This is a genomic window from Ideonella sp. (assembly GCF_041914305.1).
GTDB lineage: Bacteria > Pseudomonadota > Gammaproteobacteria > Burkholderiales > Burkholderiaceae_C > Ideonella.
In genome coordinates this window covers 49,981-69,049 of record NZ_JAYSDQ010000010.1, presented here as the reverse complement: position 1 = coordinate 69,049, position 19,069 = coordinate 49,981, and the positions used below count along the sequence as shown (strand labels likewise).

The 19,069-nt window shown below is 70.7% G+C and carries 21 protein-coding genes; 18 read left to right on the top strand and 3 right to left on the bottom strand.

Translation table 11 applies throughout. The features are described from left to right. Window positions 1-21: 21 nt before the first annotated feature. The gene (locus ACE3SG_RS14700) at window positions 22-510 is read left to right on the top strand and encodes a glutathione peroxidase (RefSeq protein ID WP_374566110.1); all 489 of its coding nucleotides are present in this window, start codon (window positions 22-24) and stop codon (window positions 508-510) included. A gap of 10 nt (window positions 511-520) precedes the next feature. On the opposite strand, the gene ACE3SG_RS14695 is transcribed toward ACE3SG_RS14700, so the two are convergent. Further along, window positions 521-1,186 (bottom strand): Crp/Fnr family transcriptional regulator, encoded by a 666-nt coding sequence (locus tag ACE3SG_RS14695; protein ID WP_374566108.1) that lies wholly within the window; start codon window positions 1,184-1,186, stop codon window positions 521-523. 97 nt (window positions 1,187-1,283) lie between these two features. Here ACE3SG_RS14695 and ACE3SG_RS14690 point away from each other — a divergent pair, with 97 nt between their 5' ends. From ACE3SG_RS14690 to ACE3SG_RS14660, 7 genes are all read left to right on the top strand, one after another. Further along, window positions 1,284-2,483, top strand: a complete 1,200-nt coding sequence (locus tag ACE3SG_RS14690) for a DUF2332 family protein (RefSeq protein ID WP_374566106.1) — start codon at window positions 1,284-1,286, stop codon at window positions 2,481-2,483. Between the two features lie 57 nt (window positions 2,484-2,540). After that, the gene (locus ACE3SG_RS14685) at window positions 2,541-3,737 is read left to right on the top strand and encodes an aromatic amino acid transaminase (RefSeq protein ID WP_374566104.1); all 1,197 of its coding nucleotides are present in this window, start codon (window positions 2,541-2,543) and stop codon (window positions 3,735-3,737) included. Window positions 3,738-3,889: 152 nt separating this feature from the next. Continuing rightward, entirely contained in the window at window positions 3,890-4,312 is a 423-nt protein-coding gene (locus ACE3SG_RS14680; RefSeq protein WP_374566103.1) for a DUF1924 domain-containing protein, read from the top strand. Further along, complete coding sequence (locus tag ACE3SG_RS14675; RefSeq protein ID WP_374566101.1) at window positions 4,309-4,791, top strand: diheme cytochrome c; 483 nt, start codon at window positions 4,309-4,311, stop codon at window positions 4,789-4,791. Before ACE3SG_RS14680 ends, ACE3SG_RS14675 begins: the two co-directional genes overlap by 4 nt. A 13-nt stretch (window positions 4,792-4,804) precedes the next feature. After that, window positions 4,805-5,554: a cytochrome b/b6 domain-containing protein gene (locus ACE3SG_RS14670; RefSeq protein ID WP_374566099.1), complete on the top strand. Its 750-nt coding sequence runs from the start codon at window positions 4,805-4,807 to the stop codon at window positions 5,552-5,554. 8 nt (window positions 5,555-5,562) lie between these two features. Beyond that, entirely contained in the window at window positions 5,563-6,219 is a 657-nt protein-coding gene (locus ACE3SG_RS14665) for a response regulator (protein WP_374566097.1), read from the top strand. A gap of 14 nt (window positions 6,220-6,233) precedes the next feature. Beyond that, window positions 6,234-7,580, top strand: coding sequence for an ATP-binding protein (locus ACE3SG_RS14660; protein WP_374566095.1), 1,347 nt, complete (start codon window positions 6,234-6,236; stop codon window positions 7,578-7,580). 9 nt (window positions 7,581-7,589) lie between these two features. On the opposite strand, the gene ACE3SG_RS14655 is transcribed toward ACE3SG_RS14660, so the two are convergent. Then, window positions 7,590-8,537 carry a LysR family transcriptional regulator gene (locus ACE3SG_RS14655; RefSeq protein ID WP_374566093.1) on the bottom strand — a complete coding sequence of 316 codons (948 nt, stop codon included), beginning with the start codon at window positions 8,535-8,537 and terminating at the stop codon, window positions 7,590-7,592. Window positions 8,538-8,661: 124 nt separating this feature from the next. Here ACE3SG_RS14655 and ACE3SG_RS14650 point away from each other — a divergent pair, with 124 nt between their 5' ends. From ACE3SG_RS14650 to ACE3SG_RS14615, 8 genes are all read left to right on the top strand, one after another. Continuing rightward, window positions 8,662-8,946, top strand: a complete 285-nt coding sequence (locus ACE3SG_RS14650) for a hypothetical protein (RefSeq protein WP_374566091.1) — start codon at window positions 8,662-8,664, stop codon at window positions 8,944-8,946. 43 nt (window positions 8,947-8,989) lie between these two features. Next, window positions 8,990-9,247, top strand: coding sequence for a hypothetical protein (locus ACE3SG_RS14645; RefSeq protein ID WP_374566090.1), 258 nt, complete (start codon window positions 8,990-8,992; stop codon window positions 9,245-9,247). Between the two features lie 89 nt (window positions 9,248-9,336). Beyond that, a complete protein-coding gene (locus ACE3SG_RS14640; protein WP_374566088.1) occupies window positions 9,337-10,299 on the top strand; it encodes an ABC transporter permease in 963 nt (320 codons plus the stop codon). Beyond that, a complete protein-coding gene (locus ACE3SG_RS14635) occupies window positions 10,296-11,138 on the top strand; it encodes an ABC transporter permease (protein ID WP_374566086.1) in 843 nt (280 codons plus the stop codon). The genes ACE3SG_RS14640 and ACE3SG_RS14635 overlap by 4 nt, the downstream gene beginning before the upstream one ends. A gap of 21 nt (window positions 11,139-11,159) precedes the next feature. Next, window positions 11,160-12,065 (top strand): sulfotransferase, encoded by a 906-nt coding sequence (locus ACE3SG_RS14630; RefSeq protein ID WP_374566085.1) that lies wholly within the window; start codon window positions 11,160-11,162, stop codon window positions 12,063-12,065. Window positions 12,066-12,084: 19 nt separating this feature from the next. Then, window positions 12,085-13,074: an ABC transporter ATP-binding protein gene (locus ACE3SG_RS14625; protein WP_374566083.1), complete on the top strand. Its 990-nt coding sequence runs from the start codon at window positions 12,085-12,087 to the stop codon at window positions 13,072-13,074. Then, window positions 13,071-13,868 (top strand): ATP-binding cassette domain-containing protein, encoded by a 798-nt coding sequence (locus ACE3SG_RS14620; protein ID WP_374566081.1) that lies wholly within the window; start codon window positions 13,071-13,073, stop codon window positions 13,866-13,868. The genes ACE3SG_RS14625 and ACE3SG_RS14620 overlap by 4 nt, the downstream gene beginning before the upstream one ends. 59 nt (window positions 13,869-13,927) lie before the next feature. Next, on the top strand, window positions 13,928-15,421 hold the full coding sequence (locus ACE3SG_RS14615; protein ID WP_374566079.1) for an ABC transporter substrate-binding protein: 1,494 nt from the start codon (window positions 13,928-13,930) through the stop codon (window positions 15,419-15,421). Window positions 15,422-15,538: 117 nt separating this feature from the next. Here ACE3SG_RS14615 and ACE3SG_RS14610 read toward each other — a convergent pair whose 3' ends face one another. After that, window positions 15,539-15,952: a hypothetical protein gene (locus ACE3SG_RS14610; RefSeq protein ID WP_374566077.1), complete on the bottom strand. Its 414-nt coding sequence runs from the start codon at window positions 15,950-15,952 to the stop codon at window positions 15,539-15,541. A gap of 326 nt (window positions 15,953-16,278) precedes the next feature. Here ACE3SG_RS14610 and ACE3SG_RS14605 point away from each other — a divergent pair, with 326 nt between their 5' ends. Together ACE3SG_RS14605 and ACE3SG_RS14600 are read left to right on the top strand one after the other, a co-directional pair. Then, window positions 16,279-17,670 carry an amidase gene (locus tag ACE3SG_RS14605; protein WP_374566075.1) on the top strand — a complete coding sequence of 464 codons (1,392 nt, stop codon included), beginning with the start codon at window positions 16,279-16,281 and terminating at the stop codon, window positions 17,668-17,670. A gap of 34 nt (window positions 17,671-17,704) precedes the next feature. Continuing rightward, window positions 17,705-19,066: a tetratricopeptide repeat protein gene (locus ACE3SG_RS14600; protein WP_374566073.1), complete on the top strand. Its 1,362-nt coding sequence runs from the start codon at window positions 17,705-17,707 to the stop codon at window positions 19,064-19,066. The last annotated feature ends 3 nt before the right edge of the window (window positions 19,067-19,069 follow it).

Genomic DNA, 19,069 nt, shown 5'->3' with positions numbered 1-19,069 from the left:
CGCTTTCACGCGGAGACACCCATGAGCAGCATCTACGACTTCACAGCCCAGACCATCGACGGCAAACCCGTGGCCTTGAGCCAGTTCAAGGGCCAGGTGCTGTTGATCGTCAACACCGCCAGTGCCTGCGGCTTCACGCCGCAGTTCAAGGGCCTGCAGGCCTTGTGGGAGCGCTACGGCAAGCAAGGCCTGACGGTCGTCGGCTTCCCCAGCAACGAGTTCGGCGCGCAGGACCCCGGCAGCAACGACGAGATCGCGTCGTTCTGCGAGATGAACTACGGCGTCGACTTCCCGATGATGGCCAAGGTCGAGGTCAACGGCACTGGCGCCCACCCGCTGTGGCAATGGCTGAAGAGCGAGAAGCCCGGCCTGCTGGGCATCGAGATGATCAAGTGGAACTTCACCAAGTTCCTGGTCGGCCGCGACGGGCAGGTGCTCAAGCGCTACGCGCCGCAAGACGAGCCGGAAAAGATCGCGAAAGACATCGAGGCAGCGCTGGCGGCGTCCTGAGCGCGCGCGGTCAGGGCGGCGGCAACCACAGCCCGCCGTAGCCCGGCCGCAAACGGCCCTGGCGCGCCAAGGCCGTCACCAGCTCGTTGACGGTCTGGCGCGACAGCCCGGCCAGTGCCGCCAGCTCGGCTTGGGTGCTGCGCAGCCAGCGCCAGCCCTGCGCATCGGTGCGCAACACCCGCCCATCGCTTTGCAGCCGGGCCAGGGCGAGCGTCAGGCGTTCGATCGCGCTGGAGTGGCGCGCCGCCTCCAGCAAACGCAGGGTCTCGCCGTGGCGCCGCGCCAGTTCGGCCAGCAAGGCGCGCGCAATGCCAGACACGTCGTCCAGCAAGGTCGTGTAGGCCGCCGCGCCGAAGACCGCCAGCCGCGTGGGCCGGCGCGCCACCGCCTCGTAGCTCGACGGCACGCCGCTGGCAAACGATGCCAGCCCGAACAGGCGCGGGGCCGGCACATGGTCGACCACCGACACGGCCCCATCGACAGTCACGAAGCGGACCTCGATTTCCCCAGACAGCACGCCATACAGCGCAGTCGTCGGCTGCCCGGGCGAAAACACCACCGCCCCCCGCGGCCACGCGCGCACGACCACCAACCGGCCGAGTGCGGCCTGGGCGGCAGGCGGGATCACGACCCCGGGGAAATTGGCCGCCAGCAGGGCCATCAGGTCGTCGCGCATGCAGGGGTTCGGCGAAGTTCGTGCGCCGGTCGAGGCGGTGGCCCAATTGTCGACCACCCGACATTTCATGCCGCGCCCGACCGATAAGCTGCCTGCCATGCACACCGCGACGACCCCTCAGGCTTTCAACGAATTTGCCGGCCGCCCGCTGGCCGACCACCCGCTCGCCGCGGTCTTCGAAGGCTGCGTCGAGCGGCGCGACTATCCCGAGGAGCCGCTGTACGAAGTGCTGAGCCGGTTGATCGCGCGCTCGCCGCAGTTGCTGGCGCTGATGGACGCGGCCCCACCCACCCAGCGGCGCGCGATGCTGATCCTGGCGGCACTGCACGCCCAGGTGCTGGAGGCCGCCGACCGCGGCGCGCCGGCCTCGGCGCTGGCGGCCTACTACGCCAGCGTTGGGGGCCGCCGCGCGCCGGACGCTGCCTTGTCCGGCGCGTTGGAGGCCTTTGTGCAGACCCACGAAACGACCCTGCGCGCCGTGATGGCCAGCCACCGCACGCAGACCAACGAGGTGGGCCGCTGCACCGTGCTGTGGCCGGCACTGGCCGAGATCGCGCGCCAGTCCGGCCGGCCACGACTGGCGCTGTTCGACTTCGGCTGCAGCGCCGGCCTGAACCTCGGCGTGGACCGCTACCGCATCGCCTACCGGCAAGCGGATGAGGTGCGGCACGTCGGGCCTCACCACCCGGCCGCGCCCGAGCTGAGTTGCCGCGTGCTCAACCGGCCCCTGCCGCCAGCGCTGCTGGCCGATTCGGCTTGGCACTTGACGGCGCGCGCCGGCGTCGACCAGGCCACGCTCGATGTGCACAACGACCACGCGATGCGCTGGCTGCGCGCCTGCTTGTGGCCCAGCGACCAGGCGCGTGCCGACCGGCTGAAGGCGGCCGCGGCGTTGGCACGCGAGGCGCGCGACCCGGTGCACCAGGCCGAAGACGGCCTGGCGGTGCTGGACGACTGGCTGCGCCAGCTGCCTGCCGACACCACGCCGGTGCTGTTCAACAGCTGGGTGCTCGCCTATTTCGGCGACGAGGACCTGCGGCGCCACCGCGATCGCGTGCTGGCGCGCGTGCAGTCGCATGGCCTGTGGTGGCTGAGCGCCGAAGACGGTGAGCGCTGCCGCGCGACCACCGGGCTCGAGCCCCCGGCGTCACCGTTGCCCGGCGAGGCTCGCAACGAGGCCGCCAGCCACACCTTCTGGACCCTCAGCGCGCCCGGAGAAACGGCGCCGCGCCACCAACTCGTGGCCCGCTCGCACCCCCACGGCGCCTGGCTCGAATGGTGGCAGCAGGGCAGCTGACGCCGCGGCCATGGTCCGATAATCCGCCTTCCGATCCACCCGACCCAGAGCCCGCCCATGTTCGCCCACATCGCGCCCTACGCCGGCGACCCGATCCTGTCGCTGAACGAAGATTTCCAGAAAGACCCGCGCCCGGGCAAGATCAACCTGTCGATCGGCATCTACTTCGACGACGCCGGCAAGATCCCGGTGATGGAGTCGGTGCGCAAGGCCGAGGCCGTGCTGGCCGCCCACGTGGGCCCCAAGCCGTACCTGCCGATGGAAGGCGCGGCGAACTTCCGCGCCGTCGTGCCGAAGCTGCTGTGGGGCGAAGGCCACCCGGCGATCGCCGAAGGCCGCATCGCGACGATGCAGTCGGTGGGCTCCAGCGGCGGCCTGAAGGTCGGCGCCGACTTCATCAAGACCTGGTTCCCCGACAGCGCGATCTGGCTCAGCGACCCCACGTGGGACAACCACAAGGCGGTCTTCGAGGGCGCGGGCCTGACCGTCCACACCTACCCGTACTACGACAACGCCACCGGCGGCCTGCGCTTCGACGCGATGCGCGACACGCTGGCCACGCTGCCGCCCAAGAGCGTGGTGCTGCTGCACGCCTGCTGCCACAACCCGACCGGCGTCGACCTGACGAAGGCGCAGTGGGATGCGCTGATCCCCGTGCTGAAAGAGCGCCAGCTGATCGCCTTCCTCGACCTGGCCTACCAAGGCTTCGGCGACAGCATCGAAGAAGATGCTTACGCCGTGCGTGCACTGACCGACAGCGGCCTGTCGTTCTTCGTCGCGAACTCGTTCTCGAAGAGCATGAGCGTCTACGGCGAGCGCTGCGGCGCGTTGAGCGTCGTCTGCCCCAACGCCGCCGAAGCCGCGTTGGTGCTGGGCCAGCTGAAGTTCACCGTGCGCCGCAACTACTCGAACCCGCCACTGCACGGCGGCCAACTGGTGGCCACCATCCTCGGCACGCCAGAGCTGAAGGCCCTGTGGTTCAGCGAGGTCGACGCGATGCGCACCCGCATCCAGGCGATGCGCCAGCGCCTGCACGCGATCATCAGCGCCAAGGTCCCGGGCCGCGACTTCAGCTACTTCCTGACCCAGCGCGGCATGTTCAGCTACACCGGCCTGACCGTCGCCCAGGCCGACCGCCTGCGCGAGGAATTCGGCGTCTACGTGCTGCGCTCCGGCCGCATGTGCGTCGCCGGCCTGAACAACGGCAACGTCGAGCGCACGGCCGAGGCGATGGCGGCGGTGTTGGCCGGCTGAGCTACACAGCACCCAGACGAAGCGGGCCGTGAGGCCCGTTTTTTTTGACGATCACCGGTGTTGCCCGCACGCCCAAGCGAGTCGTCTCAGCATCAGGCTTGCCTCCAGCGCCTTTAAGACCCGGTTAATCCGTGCTGCCGATCATGGCGGCCATGGACTCATCAACCCGTGCTCTGCTCTCTCGGCGCCGATCGTGGCGGGGCCTCGCCGCCTGCGTCGTCGCCTGGCCCCTGCTCGTGACGGCCGGCACGCCGGCTGAGCAATTGGCGGCGTACAGCGCGGCGGCCCAGCGGCCGGCGCAGCCTCAACAAGGCGAGGCCTTCTTCGGGGCCAAGCATGGCCGCGAGTGGGCTTGCGCCAGTTGCCATGGCTCACCGCCCACGCGCCCCGGCCAGCACCGCGCCACCGGCAAGACCATTGCCCCGCTCGCGCCCGCTGCCGAGCCAGCCCGCTTCACCGACCCGGCGAAGACCGAGAAATGGTTTCGCCGCAACTGCAACGACGTGCTCGGTCGCGAGTGCAGTGCCGGCGAGAAGGCCGACGTGCTGGCGTGGCTGATGGGGCTCAAGCCATGAGCCACCCCTTCGTTTCACGCTGGATCGCCCGTCCCGGCCTGATGGCCCTGGCGCTCGCCACCCTGGCCTCGGCCGCCCGTGCCGACGACCATGGCGCGCGCGTGCCGCTGCCACCGGCCTATCTGCAAGAGTGTGGCGCCTGCCATGTGCCGTTCCCGGCGCAAAGCCTGCCGGCTGCCTCGTGGCAGCGGTTGATGAACGACCTGCCACGCCACTTCGGCACCGACGCTTCGCTCGACGCCGCCACCACCCGCGCGTTGGCGGACTGGTTGCAGGCGCATGCGGCCACCGGCCGCCGCGCCGCCGAGCCGCCGCAAGACCGCCTGACCCGCAGCGACTGGTTCGTGCGCGAGCACGACGAAGTGCCCGCCGCGCTGTGGCGCTCGGCCGCCGTCGGCAAAGCCACCAACTGTGCGGCTTGCCACACCCGTGCGGCCGAGGGCCGCTTCGGCGAGCGAGACATTCGCCTGCCCCGTTGAACCGGAGATCGAGATGACCGTTCCCACCTGGCCCGCCGGCCCCGCGAACACCGCCCCACCCGGTACCACCGAGGCCGCATCGCGCGTCCGCCCGATCCTGGTCTGGGACGCCCCGGTGCGCGTGATGCACTGGCTGATGGTGCTGAGCTTTGCCGGCGCCTGGCTCAGCGCCGAGAGCGAGCGCTGGCGGTTGGTGCACATCACGCTGGGCTACACGCTCGCCGGCCTGGTGGCGGCGCGCCTGCTGTGGGGCCTGGTGGGCACGCGCCACGCGCGATTCACGTCGTTCGTGCGCGGCCCGTCGGCGGCACTGGCCTACCTGCGCGGCCTGGCCAGCGGGCGCGCGCCGCACCACAGCGGGCACAACCCCGCCGGCGGCTGGGCGGTGATCGCGCTGCTGGCACTGGGCGCGGCAACCACCGCGCTCGGCTGGGCCGTCGAATCGGACCTCGGCGGCGAATGGCTGGAAGAGACCCACGAGGCGCTGGCCACCGGCATGCTGATCGTCGTCGGCCTGCATGTGCTGGGAGTGATCGCCAGCAGCCTGGCGCACCGCGAGAACCTGGTGCGGGCGATGGTCACCGGCCGCAAGCTCGGCCCGGCGCGCGACGCGATCGGCCGGCGCTGGCGCGGGCTGGCGGCCGCCGTCTTGATTTTGGTCATCTCGTTCTGGGCCTGGCAGTGGCAGAGTGCCCCGGTGCCGACCGAGAGAGGCTCGGCCCACGTCACCGCGCAAGACGACGACGACGATGACGACGATTGAGGCCGCCCATGCGCATCCTGCTGGCTGAAGACGACACGCTGCTGGGCGACGGCCTACGGGCCGGCCTGCGCCAGCTCGGCTTCCAGGTCGACTGGGTGCGCGACGGTGCGGCCGCCTTGCACGAGCTGCAGACCGAGGCCTACAGCGCCGCGGTTCTCGACCTGGGTTTGCCGCGGCTGGACGGCCTGGAGGTGCTGCAGCGCGCCCGCGGCAGCGGCATTGCCACGCCGATCCTGGCGCTGACCGCGCGCGACGCGTTGCCACAGCGTGTGCGTGGGCTCGACGCTGGCGCCGACGACTATGTGGTCAAGCCGGTCGACCTGAGCGAGCTGGCCGCCCGGCTGCGTGCGCTGGTGCGCCGATCGCACGGCCAGCCGCGCGAGCAACTGCAGACGAAAGACATCGTGCTCGACCCGGCCGCGCGCACGGTGACCCGCGCCGGCGAAACGGTGGCGCTGTCGACGCGCGAGTTCGACCTGCTGCACGCCTTGCTGCTCAACGCCGGCCGCGTGCTCACGCGCGACCAGCTCGAGCAGCGCCTGTATGCGTGGGGCCAGGAGGTCGACAGCAACGCGGTCGAGGTCCACATCCACCACCTGCGGCGCAAGCTCGGCAATGGTCTGATCGTCACGGTGCGGGGCGTCGGCTACACGCTCGGTGCGTGACCCGGAAAATGGCCATGCGCTCGCTGCAATGGCGGCTGGTGGCCGGTGTCACCGCGGCGGTCGGCGCGTTGTGGCTGGCGGCCGGCCTGTGGCTGGGCCTGGACGCGCGTCACGAGGTCGACGAGTTGCTCGACGCGCACCTGGCCCAGTCGGCAGCGCTGCTGGTGGCGCAGCAGGCCCAGCCGAACGACGATGACGATGACGACGTGCAGGTCGATGCGCCGATGCTGCACCGCTACGCCCGCCACGTGGCCTTTCAGGTGTGGCACGAGGGCCGGCTGGCGATGCGATCGCCGAACGCCCCGCTGCAGCCGCTGTCGACGATCGGCCAAGGTTTCGAGACCCGCCGCCTGGGCGATGCCGAATGGCGCCTGTTCGCCACCCGCGGCGCGGCGTCCGATGTGCAGGTCTACGTGGCCGAGCAGACAGCCTCGCGCAGCGAAGTGCAGCACGCGCTGCTGCGCGGCCTGCTGGCGCCGTTGGCGCTGGTCTTGCCCGCGCTCGCGCTCGCGGCGTGGGCGGTTGTGCGCGCGGGCCTGGCGCCGCTGCGCCAGCTGGGCGCGTTGCTGGGCGCCCGCCCCGCCGCAGCGCCCGGCCCGGTGGTGCTGCCCGGCGGGCCGCCGCCACGCGAGATGGCGCCCTTGCTCGCGGCATTGAACCAACTGTTCGAGCGCATCGCCGGCCTGCTCGAGGCCGAGCGCCGCTTCACGGCCGATGCGGCGCACGAGCTTCGCACGCCGATCGCCGCGATCCGCGCGCAGGCCCAGGTGGCGCTGGCGGCCGAACACGACGACGAGCGCCAGCATGCGCTGCAGGCCACGCTCGCGGGCTGCGACCGGGCCACGCACCTGGTCCAGCAGATGCTGACGCTGGCGCGGCTCGAATCGAGCGGCGAGATCACGCGCAACACGCTGGACCTGGCCGGCCTGGTGCGCCAGGTGGCGGCCGACCTCGCCCCTAGCGCGCTGGCCCATCGGCAACAGATGGCGCTCGACGGCGCCGATGCACCCTGCCCGGTGGCCGGCGACGCCGGGCTGCTGGCGGTGCTGCTGCGCAACCTGATCGACAACGCGATCCGCTACAGCCCGGTGGGCGCGCGGGTCGAGATCCGGCTCTCACCGGCCAGCGCCGGCCAGGGCGTGGCGCTGACGATCGAAGACAGCGGCGCCGGGCTGGACGCCGCGGCGCTGGCGCGGCTGGGCGAGCGCTTCTACCGCGCCGGCGACCAGGCGTCGCCGGGCAGCGGCCTGGGCTGGTCGATCGCGCGGCGCATTGCGCAGGTGCACGGCGTCAACCTCGAAGCCACCCGCTCGGGCCGGCTGGGCGGCCTGGCCGTGACGCTGGTTTGGCCGGTCGCCTGATCCGCCTGCTCAGCCGCTGCTGCGCCCGTCGCTCGCCGGCGTGCGCTCGATCAGCCCCCGCAGCCAGCGGTGCGCGGGGTCGTTGTCGCGCCGCAGGTGCCACAACATCTCGACATGGACGCGGCCCAGCTCGAACGGCAGCTCGCAGGTCACCAGCGCCTTCTCGAAGCCGGTGGCGCCAATGAAGCTCAACGGCAGCACGGTCAGCAGGTCGGACTGGCTGACCACCCGGCCGCCGGTGAAGAACTGGTTGACCGTCAGCACGATACGGCGCTGCCGGCCGAGCCCCGCCAGGGCCTGGTCGACAAACCCGTGCGGCCGGCCTGAAAAGCTGACCAGCAGGTGCCGGGCCTGGCAGTAGGCGTCCAGGTCCAGGGCCCCGGGTTCGGCCAGCGGGTGACCGCGCCGCATCACGCACACATAGCGTGTCTGCGACAGGCGCTGGTGACGCAGGCTCGCATCGGCGCCCTGGGCATCGACATGGGCGATCGCCTCGGGAAAGTAGCCGACCGCCAGGTCGCACTCGCCTTGCTCCAGCAGCATCCGAGGATCGCGGGTCGTCAGCGGCAGCACCCGCAAGTTGGCCAGTGCCCGCTGTTCTTCAATCGCCGTCACCAGCGGCGGCAGCAGCAGAGCGGCGGTGGCGTCGGCCATCGCCAGCCGCAGGTTGACGGCGTCTTGCTCGGGGTTGAAGGCGCTCGGCGCGAGCGTCTGCTGCAGACCGGCCAGCGCGCTGCGCACCTGCGGCCACAAGGCCTGGGCCCGGGCGGTGGGCTTCATGCCGTGGGCGGTGCGCTCGAACAAGGCCTCGCCGATGGCGTCGTGCAGGCGCTTGATGGCGTGGCTGACGGCCGGCTGCGTCATCGCCAGCACCTGGGCGGCGCGGGTCAGGCTGCCTTCGGCCATCACCGTGTCGAACACGCGCAGCAGGTTCAGATCGAGTGTGCGGAAGTTCATGGTTCAAGGTGATATGCACCATATATATACCTAACCTGAACAATATTCAGTAGACAGCAGTACGTACAAACCCTAGGATTGCACCATCTGATCCAACCCGACGCCGTCTGTACGGCGAGATCCCATGAGCACGCTGACCCGCCCCCACCCGCTGCATGCTGCCAAGGCCCACGGCCGCGCCGCTTCGCTGAAGCAGGTGTGGGGCCGGCAACTGGCCGATGGCTGGGCCCGCATCTGGGCGGCGCTCGAAACCACCGGCCGGCTGCATGCCGCCCCGGCGCTGCTGCAACAGGCCGAGCGCCTGCAGACCACCAACCCGGCCTTGGCCGCGGCGCTGCGCGAAGTCGCCCGTCCGCGCGCCGCCACCCCGTTCAACACAGCCGCCGGCACCCCGTCGGCTGTTCGCTGAGGCGCCGCCACCCGCGGCCCCAGCCCACTTCAGGAGTTTCACCATGACTGCCATCACTTCCAAGACCTTCACCTACGGCCCCACGTTCAACATTCCCCGTGGCGCCCGTGCCGCGGCCGACCTGTTCGTCGCCGCCGGCCGCCTGCTGGCCGGCCTGTTCACGCACCAACCGCAACGCAGCCAGGACATGTCGGCCGACGACGTGCGCCACCTGGCGATCTCGGTGCAGAACACCGACCCCGGCTTCGCGGCCGACCTGTTCGCCGCGCTGGCCCGCCACGAGAACGAGCAAGACCGCTGAGCGGCTGATTCAGGCCGGTTCGCCGGGCCGGTCGCGGCGCTTTCCTGCATCATTGGCAGGACGCCGCTTCCCGCACCGCGACCGCCCGCATGGGTCTGTTCCTCCTCAAGCGACTGCTGACCCTGCTGGCCACGCTGGCTGCCGCCTCGGCACTGATCTTCTCGGTGCTGGAGCTGCTGCCCGGCAACGTGGCGCAAGTGATCCTGGGTGATTCGGCCACGCCCGAATCGATCGCCGCCCTCGAAGCCAAGCTCGGGCTGCATCGCCCGGCGCTTGAACGCTACGCCGACTGGGCCGGCGGCTGGTTGCACGGCCACAGCGCCGTCTCGACCTCTTACGACACCCCCACCGCCACGCTGATCGCCGAACGGCTGCAGGTCACCTTGCCGCTGGCCGTGCTGGCGATGGTGCTGACCATGGCGCTGGCGTTGGCGATGGGCGTCTACGCCGCCTCGCACCACCGCCGCGCCGGCGACGTGGTGGTGATGACCCTGTCTCAACTCGGCCTGGCCGTGCCGAGCTTCTGGCTCGCAATCCTGCTGATCCTGGCTTTCGCGGTGAAGCTGCAATGGGTCAGCGCCGGCGGCTTCCCGGGCTGGACCGAGGCCGACGGTGGTGGCCTGTGGCCCGGCCTGCAGGCGCTGCTGCTGCCCGCGGTCGCCCTGGCCGTGGTTCAGGCCGCGGTGCTCGCGCGCTGGGTGCGCTCGTCGGTGCTCGACGTGATGCGCGACGACTACGTGCGCACCGCGCGCGCCAAGGGCCTGAGCCGGCGCGCCACCTTGTGGCGCCACGTGCTGCGCAACGCAATGATCCCGGTGCTGACGGTGATCGGCCTGCAGTTCGCCTTCCTGATCAGCGGCACCGTGGTGGTCGAGCAGGTGTTCGTCTTGCCGGGCGTCGGCCGCCTGGTGTTCCAGGCGGTGGCCAACCGCGACCTGGCGGTCGTGCGTGATGTCGTGATGCTGCTGGTCGCGATGGTCGTGGCCGTCAACTTCATCGTCGACCTGCTCTACGTGGCGATCGACCCGCGGCTGAAGGTGGCGCACGCGTGAGCGGCCGCGGCGTCTTGCAACGCGCGCTGGCGCACCGCAGCTTCGTGCTCGGCGGGCTGCTGGTGACGCTGCTGTTGGCCGCAACCGCGCTGTCGCTGGTCTGGCAACCCTGGCCGCCGGCCGAGATCGACATCAACGCGCGCCTGCAGGGCCCCAATGCGCTGCACTGGCTGGGCACCGACAGCCTGGGCCGCGACGTGGCGGCGCAACTGCTGGTCGGTAGCCAAACGTCATTGCTGGTCGGCGTGTTAGCCGTCGCGATCGGGCTCGGCGCTGGCGTGTTGCTCGGGTTGCTCGCCGCAGCGGCGCGCGGCTGGGTCGACGAGGCGGTGATGCGCCTGTCGGACTTCGGCTTCGCCTTTCCCGCGCTGCTGAGCGCGATCTTGCTGGCCGCCATCTACGGCCCCGGCCTGGTCACCGGCGTGGTGGCGATCGGCCTGTTCAACGTGCCGGTGTTCGCCCGCACCACCCGTGCGGCCGCGCTGCAAGTCTGGTCGCGCGACTATGTGCTGGCGGCGCGGGCGGCCGGTTTCGGGCCCTGGGGCATCACGCGCCACCATGTGTTGCCCAACATCGCCAACGTGCTGATCGTGCAGGCGACGGTGCAGTTCTCGACCGCGATCCTCGGCGAAGCGGCGCTGAGCTTCCTGGGCCTGGGCGCCCAGTCGCCGCGGCCCAGCTGGGGCCGCATGCTGGCCGAAGCGCAGACCCAGATGTTCCAGGCGCCGTCGCTGGCCGTATATCCTGGCGCCGCCATCGCGCTGGCCGTGCTGGGCCTGAACCTGCTGGGCGACGGCCTGCGCGACCTGCTCGACCCGCGCCTGGCCCGCTCGCGCTGACCTCACAAAAGAAGGAGTTCCATGCCCGTCTTCATCGTCGGCTTCGCCCGCTCTGGAACCACGCTGTGCCAACGCTTGGTGTCCGAGCACCTGGGCCTGCCCACCTTGCCCGAGACCCATTTCTTCGAGCGGCTGGACAAGTACCACCCGCGCGACCGCTTCATCTCGCCGACCAACGCACGCGGGCTGCTGCGCGAGTTGGCGGAGCTGCTGCCGATCGACCTGGCGAACTACCGCGACCTGCTGGCGATGGACCCGGTGCGCATCCGCGACCTGTTCCTGCGTCTGGTGGCCGAGCAGCTGGGCAGCCGCACCCAGGCGCTGCGTGGCCGCTGGCTCGAGAAGACACCGCTGCATGCGCTGTACGCACCCCGCATCGGCCGCATGTTCTCGCGCGCGCAGTTCATCTGCATGGTGCGCAACCCCGAGCTGGCCTTTGCCTCGCGGCGCGAGCTGAACGAGCCCGGCAAGGGTTGGGGCGAAGCCTGGCGGCCGATCGAGGCGCTGTGCGCCGAGTGGCGCGGGCTGATGGCCTCGATGCGGCAGTTCGAAGAAAAGCAGCCCGGCCGCGTGCTCTATGTGCGGCTCGAAGACCTGTCGGCCCGGCCCGGCCGCGAGCTCGGCCGCATCGCACGTTTCCTCAAGCTCGACAGCGACGACGCGCAAGGCGAGGTCGACGAAGACGCGCTGCTGCAGCCGTTCGAAACCTGGAAGGCCGACGCCTTGAAGCCGGCCGACCGCGACATCGCCGCCCGCGCCGGCCGCTCGCACCTGGACGACTACGACCGCTGGCGCGTGCAGACCTTGCTTGCGCCGGAGATGAAGACCTTCAAGTACAACGACCCCGGTGTCGTGGCGCCGGCGATGGACCCGCTGCACCGCAAGCTGGTCGAGTCGCTGGACTGGTACCTGAACCCCCGCTACTGACAGCCGCACCGGCCACACCATGGACACGCCGCTGCTCGAGGTCGACCAGCTGCGCATCACGCTGCCCGGCCCGCACGGCCCGGTCGAGGTGCTGCACGGCCTGTCGTTCACGCTCGGGCATGGCCAGACGCTGGGGCTGATCGGCGAATCGGGCTGCGGCAAGTCGCTCACCGCGCTGGCGGTGATGGGCCTGCTGCCCGAGGGCGCCCGGCGCAGCGGCCGGCTGCGGTTCGATGGGCAGCTGGTCGAGCCTGACGACGAAGATCAGTGGAGCCGGCTGCGCGGCGCGCGCATTGGCATGGTGTTCCAGGAGCCGATGAGTGCATTGAACCCGCTGCACCCGATCGGCCGCCAGATCGGCGAAAGCCTGCGCTGGCACCGGGGCGTGGGCGCCGGCGCCGCGCGGGCCGAGGCGCTGCGCCTGCTCGAGCGGGTGCGCCTGCCGCAGGCCGCGCGCCGGCTCGACGCCTACCCGCACGAGCTGTCGGGCGGGCAGCGCCAGCGTGTGCTGCTGGCCATCGCGCTGGCCTGCGGGCCGCAGCTGCTGGTGGCCGACGAGCCCACCACCGCGCTCGACGCCACCGTGCAGCGCGAGGTGCTGGACCTGATCGCCGAGCTGGTGGCCGAAAGCCGCATGGCGCTGCTGCTGATCAGCCACAACCTCGCGCTGATGGCGCAGCGTGTCGAGCGGCTGATGGTGATGTACGCCGGCCAGGTGGTCGAGCAGGGCCCGACCGAGCGCCTGTTCGCCGCGCCGCGCCACCCCTACACCTGCGGGCTGTTCGCCGCGCGCCCGCGCCGGGGCCAGGCGCGCAACGAGCCGCTGGCCACCATCCCCGGCCGCGTGCCGGCGCCGGGCGAGCGGCCGGTCGGCTGCGCGTTTGCCGAGCGCTGCACGCACGCGCAAGCCGATTGCCGCGCTGGCCCACCGGCTGAACACGCCCTGGCCGATGCCGGCCACGCGCTGCGTTGCCTGCACCCCGTCGGCATTGGCGAGGCGGCCGCGTGACCGCGCCCCTGTTGCAGGTCCAGCAGCTGTCGCGCCATTTCCGGCTGCCGCGCGAGCGCTTGGCGCAGCCCGCCCCGGTGCTGCAGGCGTTGGACGATGTCAGCTTCACCCTGAGCGCAGGCCGCAACCTGGGCGTGGTCGGCGAATCGGGCTCCGGCAAGTCGACGCTGGCCCGGCTGGTGATGGCCCTGGACCAGCCGACGGCAGGCACCGTTCACTTTGAAGGGCAGGATCTGCACCGCCTGGACGCACCCGCCTTGCGCCGGGCCCGGTTGGGCTTGCAGATGGTGTTCCAGGACCCATACGGCTCACTCGACCCGCGGCGCCCGGTCGGCCGCTCGGTCGCCGAGCCGCTGGCGCTGCTGCCGCCGATGCCGCTTGCCGAGCAGGCCGAGCGGGTGGGCGCGATGCTGCAGGCGGTCGGCTTGGGCCCGGCCGATGCGCAGCGCTACCCGCACGAGCTGTCGGGCGGCCAGCGCCAGCGCGTGGCGATGGCGCGGGCCCTCGTCACGCGGCCACGCCTGATCGTGGCCGACGAGCCCGTCAGCGCGCTCGATGTGTCGGTGCAGGCCCAGGTGCTGAACCTGATGCGCGAGCTGCAGCAGCGCTTTGGCGTCAGCTACCTGTTCATCAGCCACGACCTGACCGTCGTGCAATGGCTGTGTGACGACCTGCTGGTGCTGCACCACGGCCGGGTCGTCGAGCAGGGCGAGACGGCCGCGGTGCTGAACGATCCCCGCCACCCGGTCACGCAGGCCCTGGTGCAGGCCGCGCGCGACGGGGCGGGCCTGTGACGACGCCATGGCCGCGCTTGCGGCACCATCACGTTTCCCCAGTGGGAAGGAGCCGACCGATGAACCGAACCCGATATGCCCTGGCCACGGCCGCACTGGCCGCCAGCGCGGCACTGCCTGCCCCGGCACTGGCCCAGCCCGGCAAGACCAGTGCCGTGATCGGCATGGTGCTGGAGCCGACCGGGCTGGACCCGACGGTCGCGCCGGCCGCGGCGATCGGCGAGGTGGTGCACTACAACGTGCTCGAAGGGCTGATGAAGGTCAACGCCGACGGCGGCGTCTCGCCGCTGCTGGCCGAGGGCTGGGCGATGGACCCCGACGGCAAGAGCTACACCTTCCGGCTGCGCCACGGCGTGCGCTTTCACGACGGCGAGGCCTTCGACGCCAGCGACGTGAAGTTCAGCTTCGAGCGCGCCAAGGCCGAGGGTTCGACCAACAAGCTGAAGAAGGGGCTGTTCGACAACATCACGTCGATCGCCACGCCCGACCCGTACACGGTGATCCTGACGCTGGACCACGCCGACGGCAACTTCCTGTTCCGCCTGGGCGAGAACCCGGCGGTGATCCTGGACCCGAAGAGTGCGGCCACCACCGCGTCGCGCCCGATCGGCACCGGCCCCTACCGCTTCGAAGACTGGAAGAAGGGTGTCTCGGTCACGCTGGTGAAGGACCCCGGTTACCGCAACGCCGCAGCGGTGAAGCTGAACAAGGTGACGTTCCGCATCATCAACGACGCGGCCGCGCAGGTGGCTGCCTTGCTGGCCGGCGATGTCGACGCCTTCCCCCGCGGCCTCGCAACGCAGAGCCTGATCCAGTTCAAGGCCGACCCGCGCTTCAGCGTGACCACCGGGTCGACGGCGGGCAAAGGGATCCTGGCGATCAACAACAAGCGCAAGCCGTTCGACGACGTGCGCGTGCGGCGCGCGCTGGCCCATGCGATCGATCGACGGGCTTTCATCGCCGGCGTGCTGGACGGCTTCGGCCAGCCGATCGGCAGCCACATGGCGCCGACCGATGCCGGCTATGTGGACCTGACCGGCGTGACGCCTTTCGACCCCGAAAAATCGAAAGCGCTGCTGAAAGAGGCGGGCGTGAAGACGCCGCTGGACGTGACGCTGACCCTGCCACCGCCGCCCTATGCACGCCGCGGCGGCGAGGTGATTGCGGCGCAGCTGGCCAAGATCGGCGTCAACGCGAAGATCGAAAACGTCGAATGGGCGCAGTGGCTGTCGGGGGCCTACAAGGGCAACTTCGACCTGACGGTGATCAACCACGTCGAGCCGCTCGACTACCTGATCTACACCGACCCGAAGTACTACTACGGCTACGACAGCAAGGCTTTCCGCGACCTGGTGGCCAAGCATGCCGCCAGCACCAACCCGAAGGAGCGCAGCCAGCTGTTCGGCGACATCCAACGCCAGCTGGCGCAGGACGCGGTCAACGTCTACATCTTCAACCCGACCCAGGTGGTGGTCGCGAAGAAGGGGCTGAAAGGCCTGTGGGCCCACTCACCGATCTTCGCCAACGACCTGGCTGCGCTGCACTGGGAGTAGCGCCGGCCCGAGGGCGGCACGCGTTGCACGCCCCCAATGAACAAAGCCGCCAGGGCGAACCCAGGCGGCCTTGAAGGGGTGGGATGGTGCAGCCTGCAGACTGCACCGATCGACTGCTTACGGTGCCACGGCGGGCTTGGTGCCCTTGGTCGGGGCGGCGCCGGCCAACACGGCGGTCCACGTGCCGTGGTTGATGTAGGCACCGTCATTGGCGCGATAGACAGTCCAGGTGGCGTCCTTGTTGACGACCCAGGTGAACTCGGCGCCAAAGCCTGCGCCCACGCCGTACGAGCCCATCACATAGCCGGCGGCGGTTTCGCCCTTGCCCTTGCCTTGCGGGCCACCGACGGCGGCGTTCGTGCCCGCGCAGTCGAGGTTGGTCCAGGTACCCGTCGCGCCCGTGCCGACCTTCGTCAAGCCGGTCATGCCGTCGCAGTAGCCGTCGAACTGGATATTGGACGGAACGCCGGCGTGTGCCGCGCCGACAGCGCCCAGCAGAGCCAGCAAAGAAACGATCTTGCTCTTCAACATAAGTGTGCTCCGGAAGTTTGTGTGGACTAGGGTGTCCCGCCGCCTCGACGCAAGTGCCAACTAACTGCTGGATTTCTTGCAACGTGTTGAGTGGGTAAGTGATTGTGTGAGGGGGCTTGAAAACGTTTATATCCCTCGTTCAAGGGGTCCCGGGAAGACCCTTGGTTCATGCGTTCTAGGGGGCTGACGCGGCGTCAGGCTAACGCTTCAGATCAGCGGTATTGATCACATCGACAGCCCCTTGCCGACCGGCCACGCCTCGTTGTCGGCGAAGATCAAGGCCTTCGCTTCATGGGCGCTTGCACGCGCCCGCAGACCGAGATCCCATGGCCGCCTTGCATCAACTGAACGCCTTCGAACTGTCCGCGGCCTATGCCGCCCGCCGACTGTCACCCAAAGAGGTGACGCAGGCTTTGATCGATCACATCTCGCAGTGGGAGCCTCATATCTGCGCACTGTGGCAACACGAGCCCGAGCAGGCACTAGCCCAGGCCGAAGTGGCCGAAGCCCGCTGGGCCCGCGGCACCCCGGCGAGCCCGCTGGACGGCGTGCCCGTCACGTTGAAAGAGAACATCGCGACGCGCGGCGTGCCGGTGCCGCTGGGCTGCGCGGCCACCGAGTTGCAACCGGCCGCCGAAGATGCGCCCCCCGCCGCGCGGCTGCGCGAAGCCGGCGCGGTGTTTCTCGGCAAGACGACGATGCCGGACTGGGGCATGTTGTCGTCGGGCTTGTCGAGCTTTCACAAGCTGGCGCGCAACCCGTGGAACCTGGCCAAGAACCCCGGCGGCTCCAGCGCCGGTGCCGGTGCCGCGGCGGCCGCCGGTTACGGCCCGATTCACCTGGGCACAGACATCGGCGGCTCGATCAGGTTACCCGCGCACTGGTGCGGCGTGGTCGGCTTCAAGCCGAGTCTGGGCCGGGTGCCGATCAAGCCGCCCTATGCCGGCCGGGTGGCCGGGCCGATGACCCGCAGCGTCACCGACGCGGCGTGGGCGATGAGCGTGCTGAGCCGGCCCGACTGGCGCGACGCGATGAGCCTGCCGGCCCAACCCATCGACTGGCTGGCGCTGGCGCGCGACGCGCGTGGCCTGCGCATCGGCCTGTGGCTCGATGCGAGCTGGGGTGACGCGCTGCTGCCCGAGGTGCGCGCCGCGGTCGAGGCGGCGGCGGCCGCCTTCGAGCGGGCCGGCGCCACCGTCGTGCCGATCGCGCCGGTCGGCACCCGCGCGATGGTCGACGGGCTGGACCGCTTCTGGCGCATGCGCTCGTGGCTGGACTACCGCGCACTGCCGCCCGAGCGGCAGGCCCTGGTGCTGCCCTACATCCGCCATTGGATCGCCAGCGGCGAGCGCCTGAGCGGCGAAGAAGTCTTCACCGGCTACAGCCAGATGGGTGCCCTGCGTGACGCCGCGGTAGCCGCGCTGCAAGGGCTGGATGCGCTGATCTCGCCCGTCAGCCCCGACGTCAGCTTCGCCGCCGAACAAGCCAGCCCACGCAACGACTCCGAGCGGCCGTTCGAGCACATCGCCTACACGGTGCCGTTCAACTTCAGCGAGCAGCCGGCGATCTCGGTGCCCGCGGCCATGTCCAGCGACGGGCTGCCGATCGGGCTGCAGATCGTCGGCCATCGGCACGACGACCTGGGCGTGCTGCGCGTGGCCCGCCTGTGGGAGCAACTGCGCGGGCCGCTGCCCGCCGGCCCGACGCTGCCGCGCTGAAGAGCGGGCCGGCGCATCCACTACAGTTGGCGCCATGACGCTGCCGACCGCCTCGCCCCGGCTCGTGGACCCACGCGACAACCGCCTGGGCACCGCCTCGCACGAAGCGGCCGACCGGGTCGAGACGGCCTTGTGGCGGATGATGACCTTCTTCGACGCGCCGCTGGCCGACCTGGAAGCGGCACAGTCGGCCGACCCCGGTTGGGCCTTGCCGCGGGTGATGCAGGCGGGCTTCCTGCTCAGCCTGACCGAGCCGCAGCACCAGGCCGAAGCGCAGCGCCTGCTCGACACCGCCGAGCCCTTGCTGCAAGGCGCACCGGCGCGTGAACGGGCCCATTTCGAAGCCCAGTGCGCGGTGGCCGAAGGCCGCTGGCAACACGCCTGCCGCGTGTGGGACGAACTGCTGCTCGAACACCCGCGCGACGCACTGGCGCTGCAATGGGCGCAGCTGTGGGACTTCTACCGCGGCGACGCGCTGAGCCAGCGCCTGCGCCCGGCGCGCGCGCTGCCCGAGTGGAGCGAGGCCGATCCGTTGTTCCCCTGCGTGCTCGGGCTGTATGCGTTCGGGCTGGAGGAATGCAACCTCTACCCGCAGGCCGAAGAGGCCGGCCGGCGCGCCGTGGCCGGCGATGCGCGCGTGCCCTGGGCCGTGCACGCCGTGGCGCATGTGATGGAGATGCAAGGCCGCTTCGAAGACGGCGCGGCCTGGCTGCGCCAGCACCAGCCGGGTTGGGCCGAAGGCAACGGCTTTGCCGGCCACTTGTGGTGGCACATGGGCCTGTTTCGCCTCGAAGCGCTGGACGTGCCGGGGGTGCAGCGCCTGATCGACGCGCACCTGAGCGGCCCGGCCTTGCAGATCACCTTGCAGCGGCTGGACGCGGCCGCGCTGCTGTGGCGCATGCACCTGCTGGGCATCGACGTCGGTGCGCGATTCGTCGAGCTGCTGCGTGACTGGACACCGCGCGACGAAGACGCCGGCCACCACGCGTTCAACGACCTGCATGTGCTGATCGCGCTGATCGGTGCCGACGAACTGCTGCGCGCCGAGAGCTGGATCGCGCGCTGCGCCGCCCGCGCCATGACCCCCGAGGACGCACGCCGCAGCAACCACGCGGTCGCGCGCGAGGTCGGCCTGCCGTTGATGCGCGGCCTGCTGGCCTTTGCCCATGGCGACGCCGACACCGCGGTGGCGGCGCTGCACACCGCGCGTGGCCAGGCGCAACGCATCGGCGGCAGCCATGCACAACGCGACCTGATCGACCAGACGCTGCTGGCAGCCTCGGTGCGCGCCAGCCATCGCCACGTCGGCCGGGCCCTGCTGAACGAACGCCGCCTCGCCAAGCCGATGACGCCGCTGACGCGCCACTGGGCCGACCAGCTGGGCTTTCCGAGCTAACGC